23 protein-coding genes and 3 pseudogenes are annotated in these 23,591 nt (G+C 63.1%); 14 read left to right on the top strand and 12 right to left on the bottom strand.

Annotation, left to right across the window (positions count from 1 at the left end; all coding sequences use genetic code 11):
- The first annotated feature begins 504 nt into the window (after positions 1-504).
- The 5 genes and pseudogenes from FJ970_RS33560 to FJ970_RS33545 form a co-directional block, all read left to right on the top strand.
- Positions 505-1,269 (top strand): DeoR/GlpR family DNA-binding transcription regulator, encoded by a 765-nt coding sequence (locus tag FJ970_RS33560; RefSeq protein WP_140758367.1) that lies wholly within the window; start codon positions 505-507, stop codon positions 1,267-1,269.
- Positions 1,270-1,457: 188 nt separating this feature from the next.
- Positions 1,458-2,483 carry a phosphotransferase family protein gene (locus FJ970_RS33555; RefSeq protein WP_181178511.1) on the top strand — a complete coding sequence of 342 codons (1,026 nt, stop codon included), beginning with the start codon at positions 1,458-1,460 and terminating at the stop codon, positions 2,481-2,483.
- 63 nt (positions 2,484-2,546) lie between these two features.
- A complete protein-coding gene (locus tag FJ970_RS33550; protein ID WP_227792298.1) occupies positions 2,547-3,431 on the top strand; it encodes a choline/ethanolamine kinase family protein in 885 nt (294 codons plus the stop codon).
- Positions 3,432-3,596: 165 nt separating this feature from the next.
- Positions 3,597-3,833 (top strand): annotated as a pseudogene (locus tag FJ970_RS34070) (transposase); the annotation flags it as partial.
- A 340-nt stretch (positions 3,834-4,173) separates the two neighbouring features.
- Positions 4,174-4,513: pseudogene (locus FJ970_RS33545) on the top strand (ATP-binding protein); the annotation flags it as partial.
- Positions 4,514-4,581: 68 nt separating this feature from the next.
- Here the strand turns inward: FJ970_RS33545 and FJ970_RS33540 are convergent.
- The gene (locus tag FJ970_RS33540) at positions 4,582-5,493 is read right to left on the bottom strand and encodes an amidohydrolase family protein (protein WP_140758370.1); all 912 of its coding nucleotides are present in this window, start codon (positions 5,491-5,493) and stop codon (positions 4,582-4,584) included.
- A 9-nt stretch (positions 5,494-5,502) separates the two neighbouring features.
- On the bottom strand, positions 5,503-6,348 hold the full coding sequence (locus tag FJ970_RS33535; RefSeq protein ID WP_181178513.1) for an IclR family transcriptional regulator: 846 nt from the start codon (positions 6,346-6,348) through the stop codon (positions 5,503-5,505).
- 155 nt (positions 6,349-6,503) lie between these two features.
- Here FJ970_RS33535 and FJ970_RS33530 point away from each other — a divergent pair, with 155 nt between their 5' ends.
- The 8 genes from FJ970_RS33530 (at position 6,504) to FJ970_RS33495 (ending at position 12,871) form a co-directional block, all read left to right on the top strand.
- Positions 6,504-6,797, top strand: coding sequence for a hypothetical protein (locus FJ970_RS33530; RefSeq protein ID WP_227792296.1), 294 nt, complete (start codon positions 6,504-6,506; stop codon positions 6,795-6,797).
- Positions 6,791-7,405: a substrate-binding domain-containing protein gene (locus FJ970_RS33525; RefSeq protein ID WP_227792294.1), complete on the top strand. Its 615-nt coding sequence runs from the start codon at positions 6,791-6,793 to the stop codon at positions 7,403-7,405. The genes FJ970_RS33530 and FJ970_RS33525 overlap by 7 nt, the downstream gene beginning before the upstream one ends.
- Before the next feature lie 74 nt (positions 7,406-7,479).
- Positions 7,480-8,496: a succinylglutamate desuccinylase/aspartoacylase family protein gene (locus tag FJ970_RS33520; protein WP_140758372.1), complete on the top strand. Its 1,017-nt coding sequence runs from the start codon at positions 7,480-7,482 to the stop codon at positions 8,494-8,496.
- Positions 8,493-9,443 (top strand): threonine/serine dehydratase, encoded by a 951-nt coding sequence (locus FJ970_RS33515; protein ID WP_140758373.1) that lies wholly within the window; start codon positions 8,493-8,495, stop codon positions 9,441-9,443. Before FJ970_RS33520 ends, FJ970_RS33515 begins: the two co-directional genes overlap by 4 nt.
- Before the next feature lies 1 nt (position 9,444).
- Entirely contained in the window at positions 9,445-10,206 is a 762-nt protein-coding gene (locus tag FJ970_RS33510; protein ID WP_140758374.1) for an ATP-binding cassette domain-containing protein, read from the top strand.
- Positions 10,196-10,906: an ATP-binding cassette domain-containing protein gene (locus FJ970_RS33505; RefSeq protein WP_227792292.1), complete on the top strand. Its 711-nt coding sequence runs from the start codon at positions 10,196-10,198 to the stop codon at positions 10,904-10,906. The genes FJ970_RS33510 and FJ970_RS33505 overlap by 11 nt, the downstream gene beginning before the upstream one ends.
- 25 nt (positions 10,907-10,931) lie before the next feature.
- Positions 10,932-11,906, top strand: coding sequence for an ABC transporter permease (locus FJ970_RS33500; RefSeq protein ID WP_140758375.1), 975 nt, complete (start codon positions 10,932-10,934; stop codon positions 11,904-11,906).
- A complete protein-coding gene (locus FJ970_RS33495; RefSeq protein ID WP_140758376.1) occupies positions 11,903-12,871 on the top strand; it encodes an ABC transporter permease in 969 nt (322 codons plus the stop codon). The genes FJ970_RS33500 and FJ970_RS33495 overlap by 4 nt, the downstream gene beginning before the upstream one ends.
- Before the next feature lie 233 nt (positions 12,872-13,104).
- Here the strand turns inward: FJ970_RS33495 and FJ970_RS33490 are convergent, their stop codons facing one another.
- The 3 genes from FJ970_RS33490 to FJ970_RS34065 all read right to left on the bottom strand — a co-directional run bounded on the left by FJ970_RS33490 (position 13,105) and on the right by FJ970_RS34065 (position 14,471).
- The gene (locus tag FJ970_RS33490) at positions 13,105-13,296 is read right to left on the bottom strand and encodes a hypothetical protein (protein WP_140758377.1); all 192 of its coding nucleotides are present in this window, start codon (positions 13,294-13,296) and stop codon (positions 13,105-13,107) included.
- A 191-nt stretch (positions 13,297-13,487) separates the two neighbouring features.
- Complete coding sequence (locus FJ970_RS33485) at positions 13,488-13,676, bottom strand: hypothetical protein (protein ID WP_140758378.1); 189 nt, start codon at positions 13,674-13,676, stop codon at positions 13,488-13,490.
- Positions 13,677-14,069: 393 nt separating this feature from the next.
- The gene (locus FJ970_RS34065; RefSeq protein WP_140758379.1) at positions 14,070-14,471 is read right to left on the bottom strand and encodes a hypothetical protein; all 402 of its coding nucleotides are present in this window, start codon (positions 14,469-14,471) and stop codon (positions 14,070-14,072) included.
- Between the two features lie 25 nt (positions 14,472-14,496).
- On the opposite strand from FJ970_RS34065, the pseudogene FJ970_RS33470 reads away from it, so the two are divergent.
- Positions 14,497-14,684 (top strand): annotated as a pseudogene (locus FJ970_RS33470) (ISKra4 family transposase); the annotation flags it as partial.
- On the opposite strand, the gene FJ970_RS33465 reads toward FJ970_RS33470, so the two are convergent.
- The 7 genes from FJ970_RS33465 to FJ970_RS33435 all read right to left on the bottom strand — a co-directional run bounded on the left by FJ970_RS33465 (position 14,673) and on the right by FJ970_RS33435 (position 23,499).
- Positions 14,673-16,127: an amidase family protein gene (locus FJ970_RS33465; RefSeq protein WP_415752068.1), complete on the bottom strand. Its 1,455-nt coding sequence runs from the start codon at positions 16,125-16,127 to the stop codon at positions 14,673-14,675. The pseudogene FJ970_RS33470 and the gene FJ970_RS33465 sit on opposite strands and share 12 nt — an antisense overlap.
- Positions 16,128-16,424: 297 nt before the next feature.
- The gene (locus tag FJ970_RS33460; protein WP_140758381.1) at positions 16,425-17,549 is read right to left on the bottom strand and encodes an ABC transporter ATP-binding protein; all 1,125 of its coding nucleotides are present in this window, start codon (positions 17,547-17,549) and stop codon (positions 16,425-16,427) included.
- Positions 17,539-19,296, bottom strand: a complete 1,758-nt coding sequence (locus FJ970_RS33455; RefSeq protein ID WP_140758382.1) for an ABC transporter permease — start codon at positions 19,294-19,296, stop codon at positions 17,539-17,541. The genes FJ970_RS33460 and FJ970_RS33455 overlap by 11 nt, the downstream gene beginning before the upstream one ends.
- 49 nt (positions 19,297-19,345) lie before the next feature.
- A complete protein-coding gene (locus FJ970_RS33450; RefSeq protein ID WP_181178521.1) occupies positions 19,346-20,434 on the bottom strand; it encodes an extracellular solute-binding protein in 1,089 nt (362 codons plus the stop codon).
- A 13-nt stretch (positions 20,435-20,447) separates the two neighbouring features.
- Positions 20,448-21,017 carry an enoyl-CoA hydratase/isomerase family protein gene (locus FJ970_RS33445; RefSeq protein ID WP_140758384.1) on the bottom strand — a complete coding sequence of 190 codons (570 nt, stop codon included), beginning with the start codon at positions 21,015-21,017 and terminating at the stop codon, positions 20,448-20,450.
- A complete protein-coding gene (locus tag FJ970_RS33440) occupies positions 21,014-22,687 on the bottom strand; it encodes a class I adenylate-forming enzyme family protein (protein WP_140758385.1) in 1,674 nt (557 codons plus the stop codon). The genes FJ970_RS33445 and FJ970_RS33440 overlap by 4 nt, the downstream gene beginning before the upstream one ends.
- Complete coding sequence (locus FJ970_RS33435; protein WP_140758386.1) at positions 22,684-23,499, bottom strand: enoyl-CoA hydratase/isomerase family protein; 816 nt, start codon at positions 23,497-23,499, stop codon at positions 22,684-22,686. The genes FJ970_RS33440 and FJ970_RS33435 overlap by 4 nt, the downstream gene beginning before the upstream one ends.
- Positions 23,500-23,591 lie beyond the last annotated feature (92 nt).

The raw sequence follows: 23,591 nt of genomic DNA, 5'->3' as shown, positions 1-23,591 counted from the left end.
TGATCCTGTTCCCCTTCTTGACCGTCAGTTGTTCTGCAAATGTGCGGTTTGCTTCGATGGCTCGGTCGATGCCGGCTCATCAGACGTACTCGATGGTTTGGCGCGCTGCGTTGCGCGCGTCGTCACATGCCGGACGAGTCCTTGACCGCCCAGAACCCTGAACAGCTGAGGACACAAGACCGTCCAACCGATTTTACCAGTTTCTCAGATTACACAAATCGGTCAAAACGAGCAATATCGGCACATTCGTCTTGGGTCAAGCGGCGACATCGGCTATATCGATGAAAATCGCATTTCTGTGTAAACGCACGTAGGGAAAGGGTTCGACGACCCATTTGCTGATTTGACCGATGTAAGATGGATTTGACTGGTTTACCGATGTATCCTAGCTTGACACGGCAAATTTTTGGGGCCGAGGACGCAAACGACGTTGTCGTAGTCCGGCGCGGCCGCGATTAACTACGGTTGGGCAATGACTCAAATGGTTAAAGGCAGATTCGGTCCATGAGATTTTCGGGGTTTCGGCAGGAAAAGATTCTGGAAATACTGCGCTCGAATGAACGCGCGAGCGTCAGTCTGCTCGCCGATCGCCTCGAAGTCAGTCCCGAGTCCATCAGGCGCGATCTGCGTCTACTCGAAATGAATGGCTTTGCCCGGCGCGTCTATGGCGGCGCGGTCCTGACGCCGACCGAGGGCGACAAGCCGTTCGGCGAGCGCAACCGGGTCAATGCGCCCGAAAAGAACCTGATTGCCGAAAAAGCCGCCAGCCTGGTCCAGAACGGCATGAAGATCTTCGTCAGTTCGGGCACCACTACGCTGGCCTGCGTGAAGCACCTTCACAAGCATCAGGACCTGACGATCTTCACGAACTCCATCGCTATCGCGGCGCATTTCTTCGCCCACGGCTGGGGCACCAGCGTCCGCGTGCTAGGTGGTCCAATGGTGCCGGAATATCAGGCAACGTTCGGGCACTCCACCATCATGGCGCTGAACGGGCACAGGTTCGACCTCGCTTTGATGGGCGCTAGCGCCGTCCATGTCGATCACGGCTTCATGGGCTTCGGCGAGGACGAGGTCGCCCTTCACGACGAGGCGAGGCGTCAGGCCGGCACCACCGTCATGGTGGCCGATCCATCGAAGTTTGGGCGCTTCGGCTCGGTTCGAGCCTTCGGGCTCGGCGACGCCCACCATGTCATCACAACTAAAGGCGTCGGCGAAGAATTCGTCCAGCGCTTCGCCGAACTGCGCGTCGACCTCATCCGCGTTTAAGAGCGTCTCGGCGCCGATAGGCACGTCGGCACTTTACTCACCCCCGCATAGATGTAGCATTGCGTTTCCTGCTCGCGCGCCTGTCCCCCGCTCCCTTTCGTGGACGGGCCGTCCCGGGCGGGTTGTGTTTACTTGGATTTTACACGGGTTCCGCTGGCTTCATGGAAATTGCTCTGTCGCGAAAGGGTATGGATCGCCACACAAGCCCGATGAACGTTCATCGCCTCACGCCCGCAACGAAAGAACTCCGCCCCCTTTTTGCGGACGACCGCACGGTGCCGGCCGACCTGTGTCTTGAAACGCCTGACGAGCCCGGCTCCTTTGGTGCCGGACCGCAGCTGTGCAGATCGGCACTGGAGATGGAGCCGGGCATTCTCGTCCCGTCGCATCGCGGCGTGGACAGCACCCGCCTGCTTGTCTCGGTCGATGGCCAGCATCCGTCGCTCCTGCTCAAAACCATCCAGCCCGACCAGCGCCGCTTCATCGATGCGGCCGCATCCTTCGATGCGCAGCACAAAGCGGCCAGCCTCGGCTGCGCGCCCAAAATCCTTGCCATCGATGCGCGGCGCGCGACCTGCATTATGGAATATCGCGACGGCTGGGCGACCGCCCGTGTCAGCGACCTAAAAAAGCTGGACGTCCTCAATGACGTGATAGGCCTCAAGCGCAGGATCCACGGCGGACCACGCTTCACGATCCCGGTGTCGCCGTTCGACCGGATCCGCGCGCTGAAGCTGGAATGCGATCGGGTCGTGGCCCAGGCTCCTCCTGACCTTCCGGTCCTGTTCGAGCAGGTCTTGCGCTTTGAACGCATGATCGCCGCGTCAGGGGTCGACAGTGTGCCCTCCCATGCCGACGGCCTAGCCTCGAACATCCTCATCGGACCAGATGGTCGGATCGAGCTCGTGGATTTCGACGGTGCCGGCAACGTCGACCCCTATTATGAGATAGGGATGCTGGTCAACGAGGTTTTCGAAGACGAGAATGATTTCCTCCCGGCCCTCGAAATGTTCGAAGGCACGCCTAGGCCGGCAAGTCTCCGTCGCGCGCGTCTCTACGCGATCGCCGACGATCTCGCATGGGGTCTCTGGGGTCTCGTCATGGACGCTACCTCGCAACGCAAGGATGTCGAGTTCTACCGCTACGGGTTCTGGCGCTTCATCCGCTGCCGCGCTGCGCTCGGAAGCGTCGATTTCGGCTCGTACGCCATCTGAGAACCTGTCATGGAACGGAAGTGCGGGGAAGGCCATTCACCCTCCGAGCGACAATTGGAGACAATGCTCTCCATGGTACCGGCATGGCTGGGCAGGGACATCTATTACCGGCCGATCTTCGGCGGCTTCAGCAATTCCAATTGGCACGTCAGGATCGGAGGTGAACGGCAGGCCTTTTTCGTGAAGATGCCCGGCCCCGGAACCGAGAAGTTCATCGATCGCAGCGCCTCGCTCGAGGCCGGCAGGCGCGCCCACCTGCTCGGCATCGGGCCTCGCATCTACAATGATCTCAGCCACTGCGGCGTCGAAATCTGCGACTTTGTCGAGCGGTCTCGCCCCTGCACGACGCGCGACTTCCATTCCGCGGAGATCAGGACCCGCACCATCAGCCTATTCCGAACCTTCAACGATTCCCCTCCGCTCGGCTTGACCAAGACCCTGTTTGATATGATCGAGGAGCATATTGTCCAATTGCGTGAGCTCGGCGGCGCGTTCTCGCGCGATTTTCCTGCCATTCACGCGGAGTACCGCGCCGCGCGCGCGGCGCTGGAAGCGTCAGGGCTGGATATCGTCCCTTGCTACAACGATCCGGCGCCCGGCAACTTCCTGCTGAGCGAGGACGGCAGGATCATCATCGTCGACCTCGAATACGCGTCAAACAACGACCGCTGCTGCGATCTCGCCACCTGGTGCGGGGAAATGGTCCTGAGCGACGCGATGCAAGATGAGGCGATCGAATGTTATTTCGGTCGTGTCGAGGCCAGCATGAAGGCGCGCATGCTTATCTACCAGATGCTGGGTGATCTGAAATGGTCGCTGTGGTGCATGATCCAGAACATGACCTCGAGCATCGACTTCGACTTTTACAAATATGGCGCTTGGAAGCAGATGCGCCTGCGCTCAATTCTTAAGAACCCGTATTGGAACCGCGCCCTCACGTCTCTGTAGGAGCCGCCAGCTCCTGGCTCGAGGCTTCCTTGCCAGTCGAGGATTGTCGCGACATCTGGGCGGAGTGAAGGACACCGGTGGAATGGCTCCTTCCTGCCCCGAACGCAGGGTCAGCTTGCATGCTGACCTCCAGGTCGCCGGCAAGGCACGGGCCAGCCGAATGGTAGTGAAAGCAGGACTGCCAGCGCTGCCGCTTCTTCTTCGAGCCGATGGGCTGCCCGAAGTGATCCGCACGGTGATGCAAGAGGTGTTCGAGGCGGAGATAGAGAGGCCGTGAGGCTTCGAAGAGCGAACGCACGCCATAGCGGCTGGGTTATCCCTCGGGTTACTGCGGCCGCAAACTAGTCACGCGAGTGGGCAAGCTTGCTACGTGTTCCGCAGCACCGGGCCGGCCGCTTCTCCGTGTTCAGGTCGATCGCGCAGTCTGCGACAATCTCAGGGCCGCCGTCACTAATCCCTACGCCACGGCCCGGTCTCAACCGGATCCTATGCGGAGATAGCGAGCCACGGCACCGCAGTTCTCGCGGCCAGTCCGAGACCTCAGGGCACCGACTAGCTGTTCTGCCAGGTGGTGGCCGAGCACGCCCCTTTTACGGGGGCGGCGACAACGGATCGGGGCCCGGGCGCATTTTGTTGGCGTCTTCGACTTTGGCGGGCCGGTGCGCGCAGATCCATCGAGATCGATCCAGCCGCCTTGCTACGGCCGCTTGCGGATTACCAGGCGGCTGTATGAAGGGGCGACTTGCTCATCGCAACGCTCGACTGGCTGAAGCTGACGGCGATCCGCGATCAGCTCGACACGCTGCTGGTCGAAGCCGCCCGCTCGAAGATGACGTTGCGCGAAGCCCCGGTGTCGCGCGAGATCGCCCGGCGCGACGAACGGCGTATCTCCATGTCGAGCAAAATCGCCCAGTTGCCCTTCGTGCGCGAGCTGGATGGCTTCCACTCGCTGCCCAGCCGTCGCTGGATCAGTGGCAGATTACAGAGTTGTCACCTGCCGTTGGATCGACACGCTTCTGTTCCTCGGGCCGCCCGGCACAGGCAAGATGCATCTGGCCGGGCCCTTGGCCGTTAGGCGATCCGCATGGCCAAGCCTATCCAAAGCCCAATTCCAAAGAGTCACAGCCTCTGTTCAGAGGTATCAGTTTACTTATGCGACATCCGGGATTCGATAAATGCGCCGAGCCGTGTCGTGAAACAGCGCTCGCTGTTCGGCGGCGGTGAATTCGGCGGCGACAGCCCGATAGATGGCATAGGTTTCGCGATAGGTCGCATGCAGACTCGTCACCGGGAAATCGCTTGCGAACATGGTCCGTTCGGGGCCGAAAGCCTCAATGCAATGCAGAATTAGCGGCCGGATGCTAGCGAGAGTCCAGTCGGGATCGTAACCGGTCAGGGCCGAGATCTTGATGGCGACATTGCCGGCACTCGCCAGTTCGGCGATGCCTCGATGCCAGGCGACCATCGCGTCGGCCTCGCGGTCGATCGGGCTGCCGCTATGGTTCAGCACGAATTGCTGGTCGGGGAAAGCCGCGGCAAGCCGGCCTGCATCGGCCAATTGGCCAGCAAAGATCATCAGATCGAAGCTCAACCCGTGGTCGCGCAACCGCGCCAGCCCGCGCCGCCACGCCGGATCGTCCATAACGTCGCGTCGCGCGCGGAAAGATCTGGCGGGGTCGCGGTGCCAGCTCAGTATATCGCGGATGCCGACGACGTCGGGAAATACCGCCTGCCGCGCCAGGAGCTCCGGCGCATCCGGGCGGTCGAGCGCGACATGGGCGACGTAACGACGCGCAACGCCCGCGCGGCGGGCGAGCCCGTCAAGCCAACGCGTTTCGCCGACGCAGTCGGCGTCGAGCCATGCCGCTTCGACATGCACCGTTGCAACGACGTTCTGGTCTCTCGAGTCGGTAAGATAGTCGTCGATTAGGTAGTTGCGCCGCAATGGGGCATTGGCGTCCACGCCCGTTGCCGGAGGATCGAGCAAGGGGTGCTTGCCCGACCCGATATCCCAAAGATGATGGTGCGGATCGATAACGGGGCCGCAATAGGAGTTGGGCATCGGCAATCCTCATTCGGGATGCGAAGCTAGGGTCAATGGGTCCGACAGCGGGAACTCGGGTGCCGGCGGCGTGCCGCCCAGGATGTTCGAGAGCTCGCAGGCGGCCTTGAATTGCAAAGCCGCCGCCTGCTGGATCGGCACCCGGCCGCGCACCGACTGAAGGAAAGGCATGGTCAGCGCCGCCAATGCCTTTCCATGTCCGTCCAGGATCGGAAAACTCACATCGGTGATACCGGCAATGTTTTCACCCGCGATAAGCTCGTAGTGTCGCGCAGCGATGGCTTCGACGCGCTGGCGCACACGGCGCAATTCCGCCCGATCGATGCCGTTGGCGGCCAACGCGTCGAAATTCCACTTGCGCACCGCTGGTGGGTGGAAAGCGAGGATCACCCGGCCCGAGGCGGTATGCTCAGCCGGGCCCGATGTACCGAGCCGCACCCTGAAGCCGAGCGGCGCCGGACTGTCGGCATAGGCGACGGTGCGGATGGACGCCCCCTCCAGCACCGTCAGCAGGATCGATTGCTGCGTCTCGGCCGCGAGCCGCAGCAGGATCGGATTGGCCGCCGTGGTGAGCATCTCGATCGGCGGGAAAGCGAGCGCCAGGTCGTAGAGCTTCATCGACAGCCGGAACGAATCGTCCTGCGGTCCTCTGCGGATGTAGCCACGGCGCTCCAGCGAGACGACCATGCGGTAGACCTCCTGCAGCGAGCGGCTGAGTTGCTGGGCGATCTGGCTCTGGGTCAGTCCTTCGGATTGCCGCGCAAGCAATTCGAGCACGTCCAGGCCCTTCTCCAGCGCAGGCGCGAGATAGGCTGCCTGCCCCTCCTTGGGCGACTTGTCCGCCCGCGCGCCCACATCGCCTTTCCTTGGCCCACCCATTCCGATTCTCGTCTCTTTCGTTTCGGTCCCGCAGGAATTTGCTGATGTCGGCGGCGATTGACAAGCGCGTAACGTTTCTATTACCTATTAAAACATGCTATCATATATGAAATCAACAGGGGAACTCGACCATGGATAAGCATGCCTCGCGCCTACTTCTTTCAGCTCTTCTCCTCGCCGGGCTGGCCACTCCCGCTCTCGCCGACGGCAAGGCGGCGCTTGCGACGCTGCCGGACAATTTGCGCGGCCTCTATGTGGGGGCTGAACAGAATGTGCAGGCCTCGACCTTCCACGGCTTCGCCATGCCGGTGAAGCCGTGGAAGTGGTGCCATTCGGAATCGTATCAGGGGAATCCCTGGCGGGTGGCGCTGACCAACCACTTCAAGAGCCTCGTCGGCGCTTTCCAGGCCGACACAATGTGCTGAGGGTCGAGGGCATTGCCGGCAGCCCGCTCGTCGCCGAGCAGCGCACCGGAGCCGACAAGGCGTTCGCGGAATCGCCCGACGTGAAGGTCGTGCGCGGCGTCAACGGCAACTGGACCGCGGCGGTGACCAAGACGGTGGTGCTGCAGGCGCTCGCCACCCATCCGGGTCCGGTCGACGCCGTGTGGACCTCGGGCAGCGAGGCGCGCGTCGTGGCCGAGGCTTTCGCGCAAGCAGGCCGGCCGGCGCCCGTCATTACCGGCAGCGTTTCGGGCGATGCGCTCGGCTACTGGAAAGCGCACCCAGACTTCAAGTTCACCGGCGGCGCGCTGTTGCCGTCATGGACCGCGCAGACGGCCGTGCGCGTCGGCGTGCGGATGCTGCTGGGCCAGGAGCCCAAGGTGAGCCTGGTGGAAATCCCGGTCCCCGACGTCAAGATCGGCGACCTCGGTTCATGGTACCGCTCATGCATGACGGCTGATGCCGTGTCGGTCTTCCCGGTCGCGCCGCAGGATCCGATGCCGGAGGACCTGATGAACGGGTATTTCAAGAAGCCGGCGCCGACCCCGGAATTCGACTACGCCAAGACGCCGGATCCCTGCGCTCAGTAACACCCGTCGAGACCTCCCAAGGGCCCTCCTCGGAGGGCCCTTCCTCCCACCAGAAAATTTTTGGCAGAACCAGCATGAAGCTCGTCAGCACGGCCAGCACGGATATCGAATTCGAAAAGGACGGGAAGCAGATCGGCTTCGTCAACCTCCCGCTTTCCGTTCATGAGGATGCCTGGGGCGTCGTGCCGATTCCGCTCACCGTCATCAAGAACGGCAAGGGGCCGACCATCCTGCTGCAGGGTGGCAACCATGGTGACGAATATGAGGGGCCGATCGCGCTCGGCGAGCTGATCCGCGATCTCGATCCGGCCTCGATCTCGGGCCGGCTGATCATCGTGCCGGCGATCAATCTGCCCGCGGTCGTGGCGGGTCGGCGGACCTCGCCGGTCGACGACCTCAATCTCAATCGCATGTTCCCGGGCGATCACGGCGGCACCATCACCGCCCAGATCGCCGCCTACATCAGCGATGTCCTGTTCCCGATGGCCGATGTTTTCGTCGACCTCCATTCCGGCGGTTCATCATCGGTGAACGTGCCGAGCGTCGCCATCGAGCCAGCCGCCGATCCGGCGCATTTCAAGCGCAACATCGATGCGGTGGTGGCGTTCGGCGCGCCCATGGTCGTGGTCATCTCCAACCGCGGCGATCCACGAACCTCGACGGCCACGGCGGTGCGCGCGGGACTGACCGTGGTCGGCACCGAGCTCGCCGGCGGCGGCGCGGTGTCCATCGAGGCGCTGGCGGTCGTTCGGCGAGGCCTGCGCAACCTGCTGGCGCATTTTGGCGTGCTGCCGCCCGGAAAAGATGGGCCGCCCTCCATGACGCGGCCTGACATCTATGAGATCACTCCCGATGCCTACGTGCTTGCCACCGAGACAGGCGTGTTCGAACCGCTGCATCTCAACGGCGTTGAGGTGCATGCCGGCGAGCCGGCCGGGCGCATTCATTTCCTTGCCAATCCCGGCCGCGCCCCCGAAACGCTCTATTACCGGGCCGACGGCATCGTTTACGTCCGCCGCCAGCCGGGCCAGGTCAGGCCCGGCAACGTCTGCATGGTCGTGGCGACGCCCTATCGCGGTCAACTGCCGTGATCGGCCTCGACGATGTGCAAGCGGCGGCCGAACGCATAGCCCCATACATCAGAAGCACGCCGGTCGTGAAAGCGACGGCGACCCGGCGGCCATTGGCGGATGCCGAAGTCTGGATGAAGCTCGAGTCGCTGCAGCCGACCGGTTCCTTCAAGGCCAGGGGGGCGACCAACCGCCTGCTGACCACGCCCCGGCAAGAGCTCGCCGCCGGCATCGTGACCGCTTCGGGGGGCAATCACGGCCTCGCGACGGCGCGGGCGGCGACGATCGCCGGAGTGCAGGCGACGGTGTTCGTGCCAGAGACGGCCGAGCAGGCGAAGATCGAAAAGCTCCGGGCGTGGGGCGCCGAGGTCCGCGTCGAGGGCGCCGTCTGGGACGCCACCAGCCGTGCGGCCCTGGCGTTCGCCAGGGAGCGCGACGCAGCCTATTTCCACCCCTTTGCCGATCCCCAGGTCGTGGCCGGCCAGGGCACGATCGGGCTTGAGCTCATCGCGGCGCTGCCGGAACTCGACGTCGTGCTGGTCGCTATCGGGGGCGGCGGATTGATCTCCGGTATTTCAGTAGCCCTCAAGGCGCTGAAACCTTCGATCCGTATCATTGGCATCGAGCCCACCGGTTCGCCGACGCTCCAGGCCTCTCTTGCCGCCGGCCATGTGGTCACCCTGCCCGCTGTGACCACCCGCATCGCCACCATGGCTTGCGGACGAACGGACGAGCGCATCTTCGGCATCGTGCGCGATCATGTCGACGAGATCGTCCTGGTGACCGACGAGGACATGCTGGCGGCTGCTCGCTGGCTGTGGTTCGAATTCGGCATCGCGGCCGACCTCAGCGGCGCTGCCGGCATCGCGGCCCTGCGCTCGGGTAAGCTCCGTTTACCGCCGCGCGCAAGGGTCGCGACGCTTATCTGCGGCGCCGGCAGCAACGGCGTCGGCGCGGACGGCCAATGAGATGACCGGCGAGCGCGCCCCGATGCTCGAAGTGTGCGGTCTGTCGAAGCGCTATGGGGAGACACTGGCGCTGTCGAACGTCGACCTCGCCTTCCAGCCAGGCTCGGTCCACGCCATCCTGGGCGAGAATGGCTGCGGCAAGAGCACGCTGGTCAAATTGCTTTCGGGGATCGTCGCGCCCTCCTCCGGGAGCATCCGCATGCTTGGCCGGCCGGTCACCGGTTCCAATCCGGCGCGTATCCAGCAACTCGGTCTGGCGACCGTTTTCCAGGAAGTGCTGGTCGCCCCCCAACGCTCCGTGGCCGACAACATCGTGCTCGGCACCGGCTCGGCTTTCGGCTGGCCCGCCAGCCGCTCGGCGCGTCACGGCATCGCCGCCGCGGCTCTCTCCCGCATCACCGGCCTGCCGATCGATCTCGATGCGCCCGCCGGGTCGCTGTCGCTAGCGGTAGGCCAATTGGTTGTGCTGGCGCGGGCCCTGGTCCGCCGCCCAAAAATCCTTGTGCTTGACGAGGTCACCGCCGCGCTCGATCTCGGCGACCGCAACGCGGTGTTCGAGACGATCGAGGGCCATGCCCGGGCGGGCGGCCTGGTGCTGTTCATCTCGCACCGGATGGACGAGGTGATGCGACTCGCCCATCGGGTCACCGTGCTGCGCAACGGGCAACTGGTCGACACGCTGGAAACCGCCTCGGTTTCGGCCGAGCGGCTGCTGCAATTGACGGCGCCCGCCGCCGCCCGGGAGTTCGATCATGCCGTCTGAGCCGGCCCTGCGCGTCGAAGGCGTATCCCTTGCCCACAACACGCCGGGGCTGGATGAGCTCATCCATCCGGGAGAAATCGTAGGCCTCGCCGGTCTCGACGGCCATGGCCAGGACGCCTTCCTCGAAACGCTTGCCGGCTTGCGTGCCCCGGCCGGCGGGCGCGTCCTCGTCCATCATGACGCTGCCGGCTATGTCGAAATCGACGATTTCCGCCACGCGACACGGCTTGGCATTGCGTATCTCGCTCGCGACCGCAGAGCCAACGGCATCTTCCCCTCGCTGTCGATTCTAGATAATTTCAGCATGGTGACGCTGGAACGCGACCGTCGTTTCGGAATGATCAGCGCGCGCGCCAGGCGCGAGCGCTTCGAGCGCTACCGCGAGCGATTGTCGATCGTCGCGCCCAGCGGCAACAAGCCGATCACTGCGCTTTCGGGCGGCAACCAGCAAAAAGTGCTGCTGGCGCGCTGGCTGGCGCGCGAACCCAAGATCCTCCTTCTCAACAACCCGACGCGCGGCGTCGATCAGCGGACCCGTGAAACACTCTACCAGACCTTCCGCGACCTCGCGCGCCAGGATGGCATGGCGCTTGTCGTGTTGTCTTCGGAACTCGAGGAGATCTTGCGCCTCTGCGACCGGCTTCTGGTGGTCCGCGAGCATGGCCTCGTCGCCACCTTTTCGGGAGCCGCAGCACTGTGATCGCAGCAATGTTCGGGCGCGTCGCATGAGCGCCGCCGCGTCAGTTGCCGCCCGCGGCATCGGTGCGCTGTTGTCGGGACGTCGCGAGTCGGCACCGGCCCTGACCCTCCTCGTCGTCCTGCTCATCGTCAACCTGTGGCTGAACCGGGCCTGGGTGCTGCCGGGCTCATGGGGCACCGTCATCGGCCTCGCCGGTCCGACATTGGCGGCCGCCATCGCCTCTATGCCGGCGATCCTGGCCGGGCGCGGCGGCATCGACGTGTCGATCGGCCCGTTGATGGGCTTCATCAACATCATCCTTGTCAACGCGCTGGCAGGCGATCTCGGCATCGACCAGCCTTGGGTGCTGGTGCCGGTCGCGCTCGGGATCGGCGCGCTCGTCGGGCTTTGCAACGGGCTGCTCTCCGCGGTGCTGCGCATCCAGCCGATCGTCGCAACGCTCGGCACCTATCTGGTGCTCAGCGGCGTGACGCTGACCCTTTTGCCGGCGCCCGAGGGCGCCGCGCCCGCCTGGCTGAAAACCCTTGCCGGGCCCTACTCCATCGTGCCGCTCGCCGGCATGGCGGCGCTCTGGCTGCTGGCAAAGCGCCTGACCGTCTATGACTGGCTGATGGCATGCGGCAGCGACGACCGCGCCTGCTACACCGCCGGCGTTCCCGTCACCGGCGTGCGCGTCTTCGCCTACGCGCTCGGCGGTTTGTTCGCCGGCGCCGGAGGGCTTCTGCTCAGCGCGCTGCTCGGCTCGGCCGATCCCAATGTCGGCCCCACCTTCACGCTCGTCGCCATTTCCGGCGTGGCGCTCGGCGGCGTCAGCCTTGCCGGGGGCCGCGGCGGCTTCGCGGCTGCGGCGCTCGGCGCGGCGGTGATTTTTCTGCTGCAGAGCGCGCTCACCTATTTCAACGTCTCGAGCTTCCTGCTGCATACCCTATACGGCATCATCCTGGTCGCATCCGTGTCGTTGAACGCGCTGACCGGCCGCATGGCGGGAGGATCAAGATGAGCGTTCTTTCGGGCCTCGGCGCCAACACCCGCCGCACCTCGGGCGCCATCCTCATGGCCCTCGTGCTGCTCGTGGTCGGCTCGCTGGCGATCGAAGGTTTTGGCGCGCCGTTCGCCATCCGCTCCATGCTCGTTCTGGCGACCTTCATCGCCGTCGCGTCCATCGGCCAGACGCTGGTGGCCCTGCTTGGCGGAATCGACCTGTCGATCCCTTTCGTCATCGGCTTCGCCAATGTCGTTGCCGCCTCGCTCTATGGCGACGGGGTGGCGTTCTGGCTGGTCTGCCTCGTCGTGGCATCGCTGTCCATGGCGATCGGCGCGCTGAACGGCGCGCTGTCGTCCTTCCTCAAGATCCACCCGCTGATCGTGACGCTCGGCGTCGGCACCACCGTACAGGGCATCGTGCTGATGTGGAACGGCGGCCTGCCGACGGGCTCGGCTCCGGCCTATCTGAGCGAGTTCGTCTCGATCGGTGGAACGATCGGCCCCCTGCCCGTGCCGTGGGTCGTGCCCTGCTTTGCGGTGCTGGCGATCATCGTCCATGTGATGCTTGAGCGCACGTCGTTCGGCCGGCGGGTCTACGCGCTCGGCAGCAACCCGACGGCGGCGCCGCTGGCGCTGATTGATCCGCATCGGATCATCATTGTCAGCTACGCGCTGAGCGCGCTGTTCGCTGCGCTCGCCGGCATCCTGCTGCTCGGCTTCACCGGCTCGGCCTATGGCGACGTCGGCCAACCCTACCTTTTCCAGACCATTGCCGCGGTGGTGATCGGCGGCACCGCGCTCGTCGGCGGGCGCGGCAGCTTGATCGGCACGATTGCCGGCTCGGCGGTCCTGATCGAGCTCAACACATTCCTGATCGGCCTCGGCCTTGCGCCTTCCACGGTGCAGGCCACGCTGGGTGTAGTCATTCTCCTACTGGTCTCGATCTACGGCCGCGAAGCCCATGTCCGAACGCTGATCTGAGCGCGATGACCCTACGTGGTTCCGGCGAACTCGGTCAAACGGCTGACAGCAGTTCATCTGCATCTCGTTGGAAACGTTGAGGCGCCTGACCCGAACGTCGTCATGCGGCATTCGACTTCGGAAAGGATCATGACCCGGACGATGGAATTCTTGGTCTGGATTGACAAAACCCGGAATTTAAGGGCCGTTTGACAGACGTTCGCGATAGACCAGGAGCAAGCACGCCGCCGACATCACGCGAGCGGTTTCTCCTCGTTTTCGAGAAAGACCGTGCGAAGATCGGCATCGGATTCGGGCAACTGCGCCGCCGATTTGAGCTTGTCGGTCGCCCGGCTGCGTCGGAAAGACTGCTGTTGCAGTGAGTTATAGGTCGGCGAGGCGCTTCGATTTCCGTTTTCAATTGCGATCCCCAACAGCCTGTACAATGATGTAAGCTGGTCGGGCGGAATAATTCGACGAGTTCTTTTTCAGCTCGTCGACGAGGACGCTTCCTTGAGATGCTTAAGCAGGTCAGCCACGCTGGTTGTCGCACCCTCAATATTAATCTCATGCTTTAGAACGCCCGACATCAGCCGGGCCAGGTGCTTTAATTCAGCAACGCCCAAGCGGCGCCGAGTCAGTTCTTGTGTTCCGATCGAAGAACTTGCGAATCCGTCTCCTCGTCACCGATGGGCAGCAGCGATGGCGACAGAATTATTCCGGCTTGCGCGAGAAGCTTGATGTCGACCTGAACGCGTTGCCAGCCTTCCTCGAAAGGGAGAAGCCGCGCCTGGTTATCCTCGGCGGGTTCGTTTGCTGCGACCAAATGATGTATCCGCGGTATCCATGATCGCGACGACTGCGGTGCTCATTTGTTGTACGATGCCTCGCATGTGACCGGCCTGATCGCGGGAGGAACTTTCCAGAAGCCGCTGGAGGAAGGGGCCGATGTACTCACTTTCTCAACGGACAAGTCGTTCGGGGACCGGCCGGCGGTGTGATATGCACTAACGACATGAAGCTCGCCGAGGCTAAGCAACATTGTATATCCCGCACTCCCTCGAGGCTGGGTCCATTGGCCACGGCCGCGAGCGAGCTCTTGGCTCGTGGAGCAGATACGCGGACCAATGCATCGCCAACGCTCGCAGGGTGGGCCAGTTTCTGGCCGAGGAAGGCCTGCCAGTATTGCAGCAGTGCACCAGTCATCATCTTATCCTGGCTAATCGAATGGGATGGTAGCAACCCTGAGGCCCCGGACTTGAGGCGCGCCGGAGCGATGGCTGACGTGACCGCCAACAGGTGCTGGAAGCGACGCAATCGTATCTCCCGGATTGGTCAAGGCAACGAGCACGGCAAGGTTTGCCATGGTCGCTGTCGGCATCCGAACGTCGGCAAATTTGGCGTTCATTACCGTCCGGACCGCATCGGTGGCGGCAACTTCCAATGCGTCCAGCAAACCCGCACCCGCAGGGAACTTCTCTCCCGGCAACCCGAGTGTCGGCCTGCTGCTCAATTCCGCGAATGCCAGTCGCTTCGAGTTATTGCTGAGAACGTTGGCTCCGGCATAGAGACTTGCCGATTTCTCATATGCCCCGAGGGCAGACTCTGTCGCGCGACTCAAATAGTCGAAAAGAAGAAAATAACGGGGCCTATTACGATACTCACCTCTACGGCAACTCGTCCCCGATCATATCGCGCCCGAGCGCCTCTATCTCGAAACTCGCTGGGGGTCGTTGGTGCCATATGCGGCCGCAGCTGAGTTGCTGCCCTATCAGCTGCGGGGGGCAACGCCACGACGGTGCGGCCCGCGGCGACATCGTGGTCACTCCGAGTAATCGCGAACCGATGCTGGCGCCTCCTCTGGAACTGTTGTGAGGAACCCGGGTCGTAGATCCAGGTCGAGACCGCGCTCGATCGAGGCCGCCACGGCGAGCATTTTCCGCTCGCTCCACGCCGTACCCAGGATCGTCATCCCGACCGGGAGCCCGTAGCGGCTGCCGATCGGAACAGTCATGACCGGATATCCCGCCGTCGACGCGGCCGTCAGCGGATCGGCTGCCCAACTTACCCGGCAGAGCATCCCGCCGTCGACGTCGGCCTTCCACGGCAGTCCGAATAACGGTGCGATGAGGACGTCCGCAGCTGCGTCGCGGAGGGCCGCGTCGAGTCCGTGCACGCCACCCAACTCGATAATGCGCGCTACGGCATCCTTGTACTCGGCGGACTCGGTGCTCGGCGCGTCGAGGCATGCGAGCCACGCCTCCTGGCCAAAATGGGCCATTTCAAGCTCGGGGTGCTCGTTGTTGAAGCGGATCAGGTCCTCCAGCGACCGCGGGCCAGGAGTGCCGCGACCGGCGAGATACCCCGCGAGAGCGGGGCCGAACTCGCTGTTCTGCACGAGACCTTGGAGTCCGGACTGGCCGAGGATGTCGAGATTAGGCACGGCTAGCTCGTCGACGATGTCCGCCCCGCTCGCCCCAATCACCTCGATTACGGCGTCGACGAACTCATCGAGCCCAGGCACACGCTCTGTCCAGTAGTCGCGCGACAGAAGTCCGACGCGCATTCCCCTGGCCGACGCCGCAGAACTGGTGGCGAAGGTAGCCGCCGTTTCGCCTTGCTCGCCGCGCATCGTGGTGCTGATCACATCCAGGAGGATTCCGGCATCCCGCACCGTACGCGTGATCGGGCCCGCCGTGTCCATGGTGTGCGAAATGGGGACGATCCCGTCCTGCGAAATTCGACCGACCGTCGGCTTGAGCCCGACGACGCCGCAGAACGCGGCGGGTTCGACGATGGATGCGTCGGTCTCGGTGCCAATCGCGAGATCGACCACGCCCGCCGCGACGAGGGCCGCTGACCCGGAGCTGGAGCCTCCCGCTGTTCGATCGAGGACGAACGGGTTCTGGGTAAGCCCTCCTCGCGCGCTCCAGCCGCGGGGTGCGCGGGGTGCCCGGAAGTGGGACCACTCCGACAGATTTGCCTTGCCGAGGGTCAGCACGCCGGCACGCCGCAGCCGGACGACCAGGTCGGCATCGCGGGCGGTCCGGTCCAGCGCGAACGACCCGCACGTGGTCGGGAGATCAATCGTGTCGATGTTGTCCTTGATCACGATGACGCGGCCGGTCAGCGAGGCGTACCCGCGGTCAACACGTTCGGCCTCCTCACGAATGTTCTCGTTGGACGAGATGAGAGCACGCAGGTTCGGGGCGCGCTCGGATACGCTCTGCAACGCCTCCGTCGCGCGGTCCACGTTCGCCAGTGCCTCGGCCGTCATCTCGTTCATATCTGTTCCCACTCTCGTCTGATGATCAGGTGACTGCTGACTTGCTGGCAGATCAGTTGGCGTAGCCATACTTGCATTATGCCTTGGAGCAATCAGACTATGGATTCCCAAGGGCGGGTGTATCCGCAAAGCGCGGCGCACGCATTTCGAGGAATGCCGCGACGCCTTGGTGCGCATCGGCGCCGTGAAGCAGATTAGTGCGGTCTCCACCTCGTAGTGCTCTACCCACAGGCGGCACTCGCGAAGGCCGAGTTTGAGGCCGGCCTCCTTGCCCTGGAGTTGCCTCGATCAGATAAGTCGCGACCCGCTCTCAGCGTCGAACATCATCAGCTTATTGTCGGCGAAGCCGACATAGGCATCGTCTCCGTCGTAGACAGCTGACGAGCGGCCACTGTCCGTCGACATCAGGACGAGTCCTTGTGCGGTTTTGACCTGGAATCTCCGCCAGCCGCCACCTTCGATGGCCGCCAGCACGGTCGAAGTGAAGTCGGACTCCCCCATGCGCTCATGCGAGACGCGCACGTGCTCAGGACGGACAGCGCAGCTGACCGACGCCCCGCGGCGGAGTTCGGCGGGATGGGTGCGGGCATCCCGGTGCACCGAGCCGTCAGTAATCCGGATCGAGACGCGCTCACCCGGTTCGGATATGACTGTTCCTTGAAACTCATTGAGGGTGCCGATCGTCCGCGCGCTGTGGATGTCGCTCGGCGTGCGATAGATGGTCGTCGGTTCCGCGATCTGCATCAGCTCCCCCTCATGCATTACGGCGATGCGGGTCGACATCGTGAACGCCTCATCTTGGTCGTGCGTCACGAAGATCGTCGTAACGCCGAGCTCACGCTGCAACAGCCGTACAGCCAGGCCCAACTGCTCACGCAGACGGCGATCGAGCGCGCCGAACGGCTCGTCGAGCAGGAGGAGCTCCGGGTTAAAGGCCAGCGCGCGCGCCAGCGCTACGCGCTGCTGCTGTCCGCCGCTGAGCTCGCTCGGGCGCCGCGGGCCGTAGCCGGTGAGGTCGACGAGATCCAGTAGCTCATCCACACGCGTTCGGATCTGCGCCTTGGGCAGCCGCCGGACCTGCAGTGGATAACCGATGTTCGCGCTCACAGACATGTGTGGGAAGAGCGCGTAGTTCTGGAAGACGACACCGATCCCCCGTGCCTCTGGTGGGAGCAGCGTGACGTCGCGTCCTCTGATCCGGACGGCGCCCGCGCGTGGAAGCTCGATTCCGGCGAGGATGCGTAGCAGCGTGGTCTTGCCCGACCCGCTCGGCCCGAGCAGCGTCAGGAACTCGCCGCGAGCGACACCCAGGCTGACGTCGCGGAGAGCGCGCACGTCGCCGTAATAATGGGTGACGTTCGAGATCTCTACGAAGGCCTGGTCATCAACCGAATGTGACGCCTCATTCGACATCGACGAGCTCCTTAGCTGCATGCGTGTTCTCGGACTCGGGGATCGACCCATCCACCGCGGACCTCGGCGTGCCGCGCAATTCACCTCGACGTCGCGCCCAGCCCGCAATTTCGGCCAGCGCGACCAACACTACAAGCCCGACGAGAATGAGGCTCGACATGGCGGCCACGACAGGTGTGAAGCTCGCCTGGACGACGGTGAAGAGCTTCACGGGCAGCGTCGGCGTGATGAACTGCACCAGCATTGCTATCACTACTTCGTCCCACGACGTAACAAATGCGATCGCGGCCGCCGCAGCGAGGCCGGGCACAATCAGCGGTAGCGTAACCGACGCGAACGCGCGCAGCGGTCGGGCTCCGAGGGTTCTCGCCGCGAGCTCGTACGACTGACCGACCTGGGCGAGTGCGCCCACGAGGATCAGTGCAGTGAAGGGAAGCGCGAGGAGCGCGTGTGGCAGCGCGAATCCGAGGAGCGTTCCGGAGGTCCGCGTGCGCAGCACGACATCATAGATGCCGACGGCGAGCAGAGTCACCGGAACGATCACCGGGAGGATCAGAACCACCCGTACCGGACCTTTGTTGAGCACGCGGGACCGGGTGACCGCGAGTGCTGTGAGAAGCCCGACGATTGTCGCGATCACGGTCGCCCAGAGCCCGACCCGCAGGCTGAGCATGATCGAGTTCTGCCAGCTCGGGTCAGAGAACAGCGCCGCGTACCACTTCGTCGAAAGCGCGGGCGGTGGAAAGCTCAGATAGGACTTCGATGAGAACGAGACGACGATCACGTAGACGAGTGGAAGGGTCAGCGCGGCGAAAGCGACACCCGACCACCAGCCGAGGAACAACCGCATCCAGCGTGGCATCCAGCGGTACGTGCCGGAACTCGTCCCGAGCCCACTCCCGTCCGCTCCGACCGTCGCGAGTCGATCGATTCCAAACAGTCGGTCGATCGCCAGGTAGAGGACGACGGCGATCACGAGCAGGCACATACCCATCGCGCTCGCGGAGCCCCAGTCGTTGATGCGGACCTGCTGAAGGATGTACATCGCGACGGTCATGTCGCCGCTGCCGCCGAGCAGCGCAGGGGTGATGAAGAAGCCAAGTCCGATGACGAATGTGAGCATGAGACCGGCCCATGTCGCAGAACTGGCGAGAGGCATGAAGATCAGCCACAGCGTCCGCAGTGGACTCGCACCGAGAACCCTGGACGCTACCATCAGAGTCGGATCGATGCGCGACATCCCGCTATAAAGGATGAGGACGAGGTACGGCACTAGGTAGGAGGTCATGCCGATGATCGCCGCGGTTTGCGTGTAGAGAATATTGACCTGTCCCAGGATCAGCTGCAGCGAGTACATCCGCACCACGACCGACGTCCACAGAGGGAGCAACAGGAACCATAGGGCGATACGGCGAGACCGCGTCGGCAGTTGGCATATGAACATCGCCACGGGGTAGGTGACTACGAGCGAGATGAGGGCGGCGATGCCGGCGACGACGAAGGTATTGCGGAGGATGATGCGCGCTGCAGGATCGTTAAACAGGCCGATATAGTTCGCCCACGTCATGCCGTGACTGGAGATCGCGGCCTCGCCGGCCGGGTTGAAGCTGCGAAGGGCGATGTTGACCAAGGGGTAGATCAACAGCACGACGACGAGCAAGAATCCGGGCGTCACAGCGAACCACTGCCAGAGTGCGAGCCGGCGCACTCCGCAGCGCCGGCCTCCAATCACGCGCATGCTGGTCATGCGCTGTTACCAGCTTGGCCGTCGAGATAGGCGGAAGCCGCGCGCATCATCACTGTCCGGTAACCAGGAAGTTGTTAAACTTGTCGGTCACTTCTTTGATGTTGTCGGCGTACCACTTCCAGTCTTCGACTATCGTCCCGTTCAGGTTCTTTTCGAGCGGAGCCCACTTGAGGACATCCTCCGGCACACTCTCGTACTTCATCGGCAGCGGGTAAGCCACGTGCTTGAGGAAGTTCACGCCCTCTTGGGAGTTCGAGATCATACGGCCGAGGAACGCCTGGCCAGCGGCCTGGTTTGGCCCGTTCTTCGGGAGGGCCATCATAGCAGGTACTAGGACGGTGTGGTCCCACTTGATCGTGATTTCGGTTCCGTTCGCGTGTGCGCTTTGCGCGACCCCGTTGAGGATCTCTGCCATTTTGCAGGTGCCGTTGGCCAGCAGCTGAGTGGCCTGCGAACCCGAGTCGTACCAAACGATATCCGACTTGATCTGCGCGAGCTTGGCGAAGGCGCGGTTGATGTCGATCGGGTACACCTTAGCCGGGGGAACGCCGTCCGCCATGAGTGCACCCTCGAGCAGGCCGGCGAACTCGGGGTACTTGAACAGGCAACGCTTGCCGGGGAAGCTGTTCGTGTCGAAGAGATCCTCGAACTTCTGCGGAGCAGTGCTCGCGTCCGGATAAGACGCTGGCAAGTAACCGACGACGAAGGAGTTCAGGAACGCCTGGAACCCGTGGTCGTCGTAGGTGCCCGGTTCAAGCTTGTTCGTCGGGACGACCTTCGGGTCGAGTTTCGCGAGCAGGCCGGCCTTCTTGGCCGCCTCGAACTCCGCCTGGCTGGCTAACTGCAGCACACTCCACTTGACATTGCCCGAGTCCACCTGCTGCTGCAGGTTGCTCGTGCCGCAGCAGAAGGCGTCCGTGGCCGGAACGAACCCGGTGTCATTCGCGAAGCCCTTGAGGTAAGTGTCCATGAGGGCGTTCTGGAAGTCTTGGCTGCCGCCTTCCGTCCACATGAGAAATGGCTGTCCATCACCCTTGATGGCGCCTGACGTCTCCTGCGCTGCGGCCGTGTCGACGCCGTACCCGGTGAGTGCGAGGGCGACTGCGAGAGCTAGCGTGCGGGTCGCAGCCAGACTCATCCCTGAATGGATCCTAAGCATTTCCGTGTATATCCCTTCTATGTGAGGTGGATTTATAGTTGTGGGAAATGCCGCGGCTTCTGATCGGCCGCGGCGGCATCGTAGTCACTCCGAGTAAGTTGCGGCCCAGAAGACGCTCCATCATGAATGCCGCTCCCGAACCGAAAAGGATTTCCGGTTCGCCCAAGATGGTGCTCTTCGCGGCGATCGTCAGGCCGCAGGGCATCGTCAATTCAAACGCACCGACAAGGCAGTAGCCGTGAATTGCGGCGACAACCGGCTTCACGCTGTCCCAGATCAGCCAGCGCGTTCGGTTCGCGCCATTTTGCAGGTTATCGATCTTCGCCGCATGGTTCGTATCCGAAACCTCGATTTTCAGATCGAACCCCGCCGAGAACGCCCGCCGCGCCCCGCAAAGCACGATGACCTGCTCTGCGTCGTCATTCTGCGCGCTCAAAACCGCGTCGCCGATGCGCCGATAGATGTCGGGTGTCAGCACATTGAGCTTTTGGGGGCGATTGATCGTCAGGCGCATGACGCCGGACGAGATCTCGATCTTCAGGTGCTCTTCGAACGACGTCATGGAGCCACCCCGTCTCTCGTGGCGGGATCGTCGATCCAGACGCCTTCCTGTGCGTCATAGGTCTGCGAAAGGGATTCGCCCTCGCCCTCCTGCAGCCGCTTGCGCGAAATCTTGTTCGACGGCGTCATCGGGAAGCCACCGTAAAGCTGGACGTAGCGCGGCACCTTGAACTTCGCCAGATTGCGGCGGGCGAACCCAATGAGGACCTTGGGGTCAAATTCTGTCGGATCGAGTTCCGGGCGCAGGATGATGCAGGCCTTGACCTCTTCGCCCCGCAGCGCATCCTTGACGCCATACACCGCCACGCTCTTCACATCGGGATGCAGGCTCAGGGCGCCTTCAACCTCGGTGACGGAGATGTTCTCGGCGCTTCGGCGGATCATTTCCTTGACCCGGCCCACGATGAAATAGTAACCGCGCTCGTCGCGCCGCGCGAGGTCGCCGGTGCGAAACCATTTGCCGCGGAATGCGGCGTCCGTCGCCTCCGGTTTCTTGTGATAGCCCTGCAGCATGCCGGGTCCGGCGACGCACAACTCGCCAAGCTCATTGTCGCCAAGCGCGTTGCCCTTCTCGTCGGCAATCATCATTTCACGCCATGGCAAGGGCTTTCCGCAGGTGCCGGTTCCCGTGACGCTGTCATCGCTCAACAAAACGGCGGAGCCGAAGCCGATTTCCGTCATTCCGAAAGCATCGCGCACCGGAACTCCATAGCGCTGGGCAATGGACGTCTGCAATTCGGGGGTCATTCCGAAGGTGGCGATCATGGTAAGCTCATGGTCGCGCTCGTCCGGGCGAGGATCAAGCATAGCGACCGGATTCGTCATCCAGGACATGTCGTAGCGACCCGAGCGCAAACGCTCCCGGAAGCGCGACAGGCTGTATGAAGGCGGCACGCAAAGCGCGCCGCCCGAATGCGCGGCCATAGCAAAGCGCCACAACGGGCCCATATAATAAAATGGGAGGTCGCATTGGATGCGCTTGAGGCTCGGCCATGCCGCGTTCATCACCGCGCCGCACTGGATCCAGTAGCGATGCGAGAGCAGGCAACCCTTGGGCAGGCCCGTGGAACCGGACGTATACTGGATGTTGACGATTTCGTCGGTTTCGATCGAAGCCGGCGGCGTGAATTGCGCCGCGGCATTCGCCACAAGCTCGTCGAAATGCTGGAATTCCGGCACCGACCCATCGCCCCAGGTGATCACGCGCTCCTTCTTCAGGAGCGGCGCCTCGGCAGCGACGGCCTCGTAGGCGGCGAAACACGTGACGTCGATGACGAGCGTATCGACATCGCCGTCGGTCAGCCAATAGTGCATTTCGCGCGGCGTGTAGCCGGGATTAATCGGGATCATCCGCGCACCCAACCGCGCAATCGCCAGCCATGAAATCAGGCTGTCGGGGACATTGGGCAGCATCACTCCCACATGCGACCCTTTCCTCGCGCCCAGGCTACGCAGCGCATTTGCGGCACGCGAAACCCGCGCGCCCAGTTGTGCCCACGAAATATCGGGAAGGTCCTGCTCCACATGGACCCATGCCGGCTGGTCCGCGTGCTGGGCGACGGCAATATCGAGGAGCGTGCCGAGATCAGGGGCAATACCGGCGGCCTCTATCGCCTGTCTCAGCTTCTCATATGACTCGTGATGAGGATCAGTCGCGGACCGAATGTTCATTTTTTGCCATCAGTTTTACGATCTGCGAAAAAGCCCTCTACCGAGCCGTAGCCTTGGTAATTCAATCGGTGCAGGCGAAAGAGGCGTTGTCCGAAATGTGCCGCTTCATGGCGGTTCATTTCCAGGCCGATCTCCAGCGCCTCCATCTCGACCCGAACGGATGTCGGCGGATGCGCTGCAATCATCGAACACACTTCGAGCGCACGCGGCATCAGCGCTTCGGGCGAAACGACCTCGTTGACCAGCCGCATCTCTCTTGCCCGCCCGGCACAAATGTGTTCGCCCGTGAGCGCAATCCATGCGGCATCCACATGGCTGATCTGCTGCATCAACCGCACCACCCCCGAGAGGCCGGCGGCACCGAACGCCACTTCGGGAAATCCTAGCTTCGCCGAATGGTCGCAAATCCGCAGGTCGGAATGCTGCATGGCATAGGCGAACCCGGCCCCGAGACAGTAGCCGCCTATTGCCGAGACAATGGGTTTGTAACGGCGCTTGCGGTAAACATCCTCTTCCCAGCCGGGGCGGGTCGGTTCCTTTTCATCCTGATGCAGGAACAGCAGGGCCTCGATTTCCTGCTGTTTAGTGCGTTCCGGCTTGTAGCGGTTTTTGATGTCGTCACCGGCGCAGAACGACCGTCCCTGGTCATATCCGGCGCCATAGAGCAGACCGACGCGCGCTTCCCGATCCAGCTCAAAACGTTCGAGAATGTCGAAAAACGCCTTGTGCATCTTTGGCGTCAGGACATTCATCTTTCCATTGTCCAGCACGATATGAGCGATCCCGTCCTTGACGGCATAACTTACGGTCATGGAATACTCCCGGCCCTGACAGGGCAGTTTGCCCTCATTGAATTGCGGGTTTTTATTGTTTGTATGTTCCCAGTAAATTAGCCTGCTGCCAA

It is taken from the genome of Mesorhizobium sp. B2-1-8, assembly GCF_006442545.2.
Classification (GTDB): domain Bacteria; phylum Pseudomonadota; class Alphaproteobacteria; order Rhizobiales; family Rhizobiaceae; genus Mesorhizobium.
The sequence above is the reverse complement of the archived record's forward strand: the minus strand, read 5'-3'. Positions and strand labels throughout refer to the sequence as shown.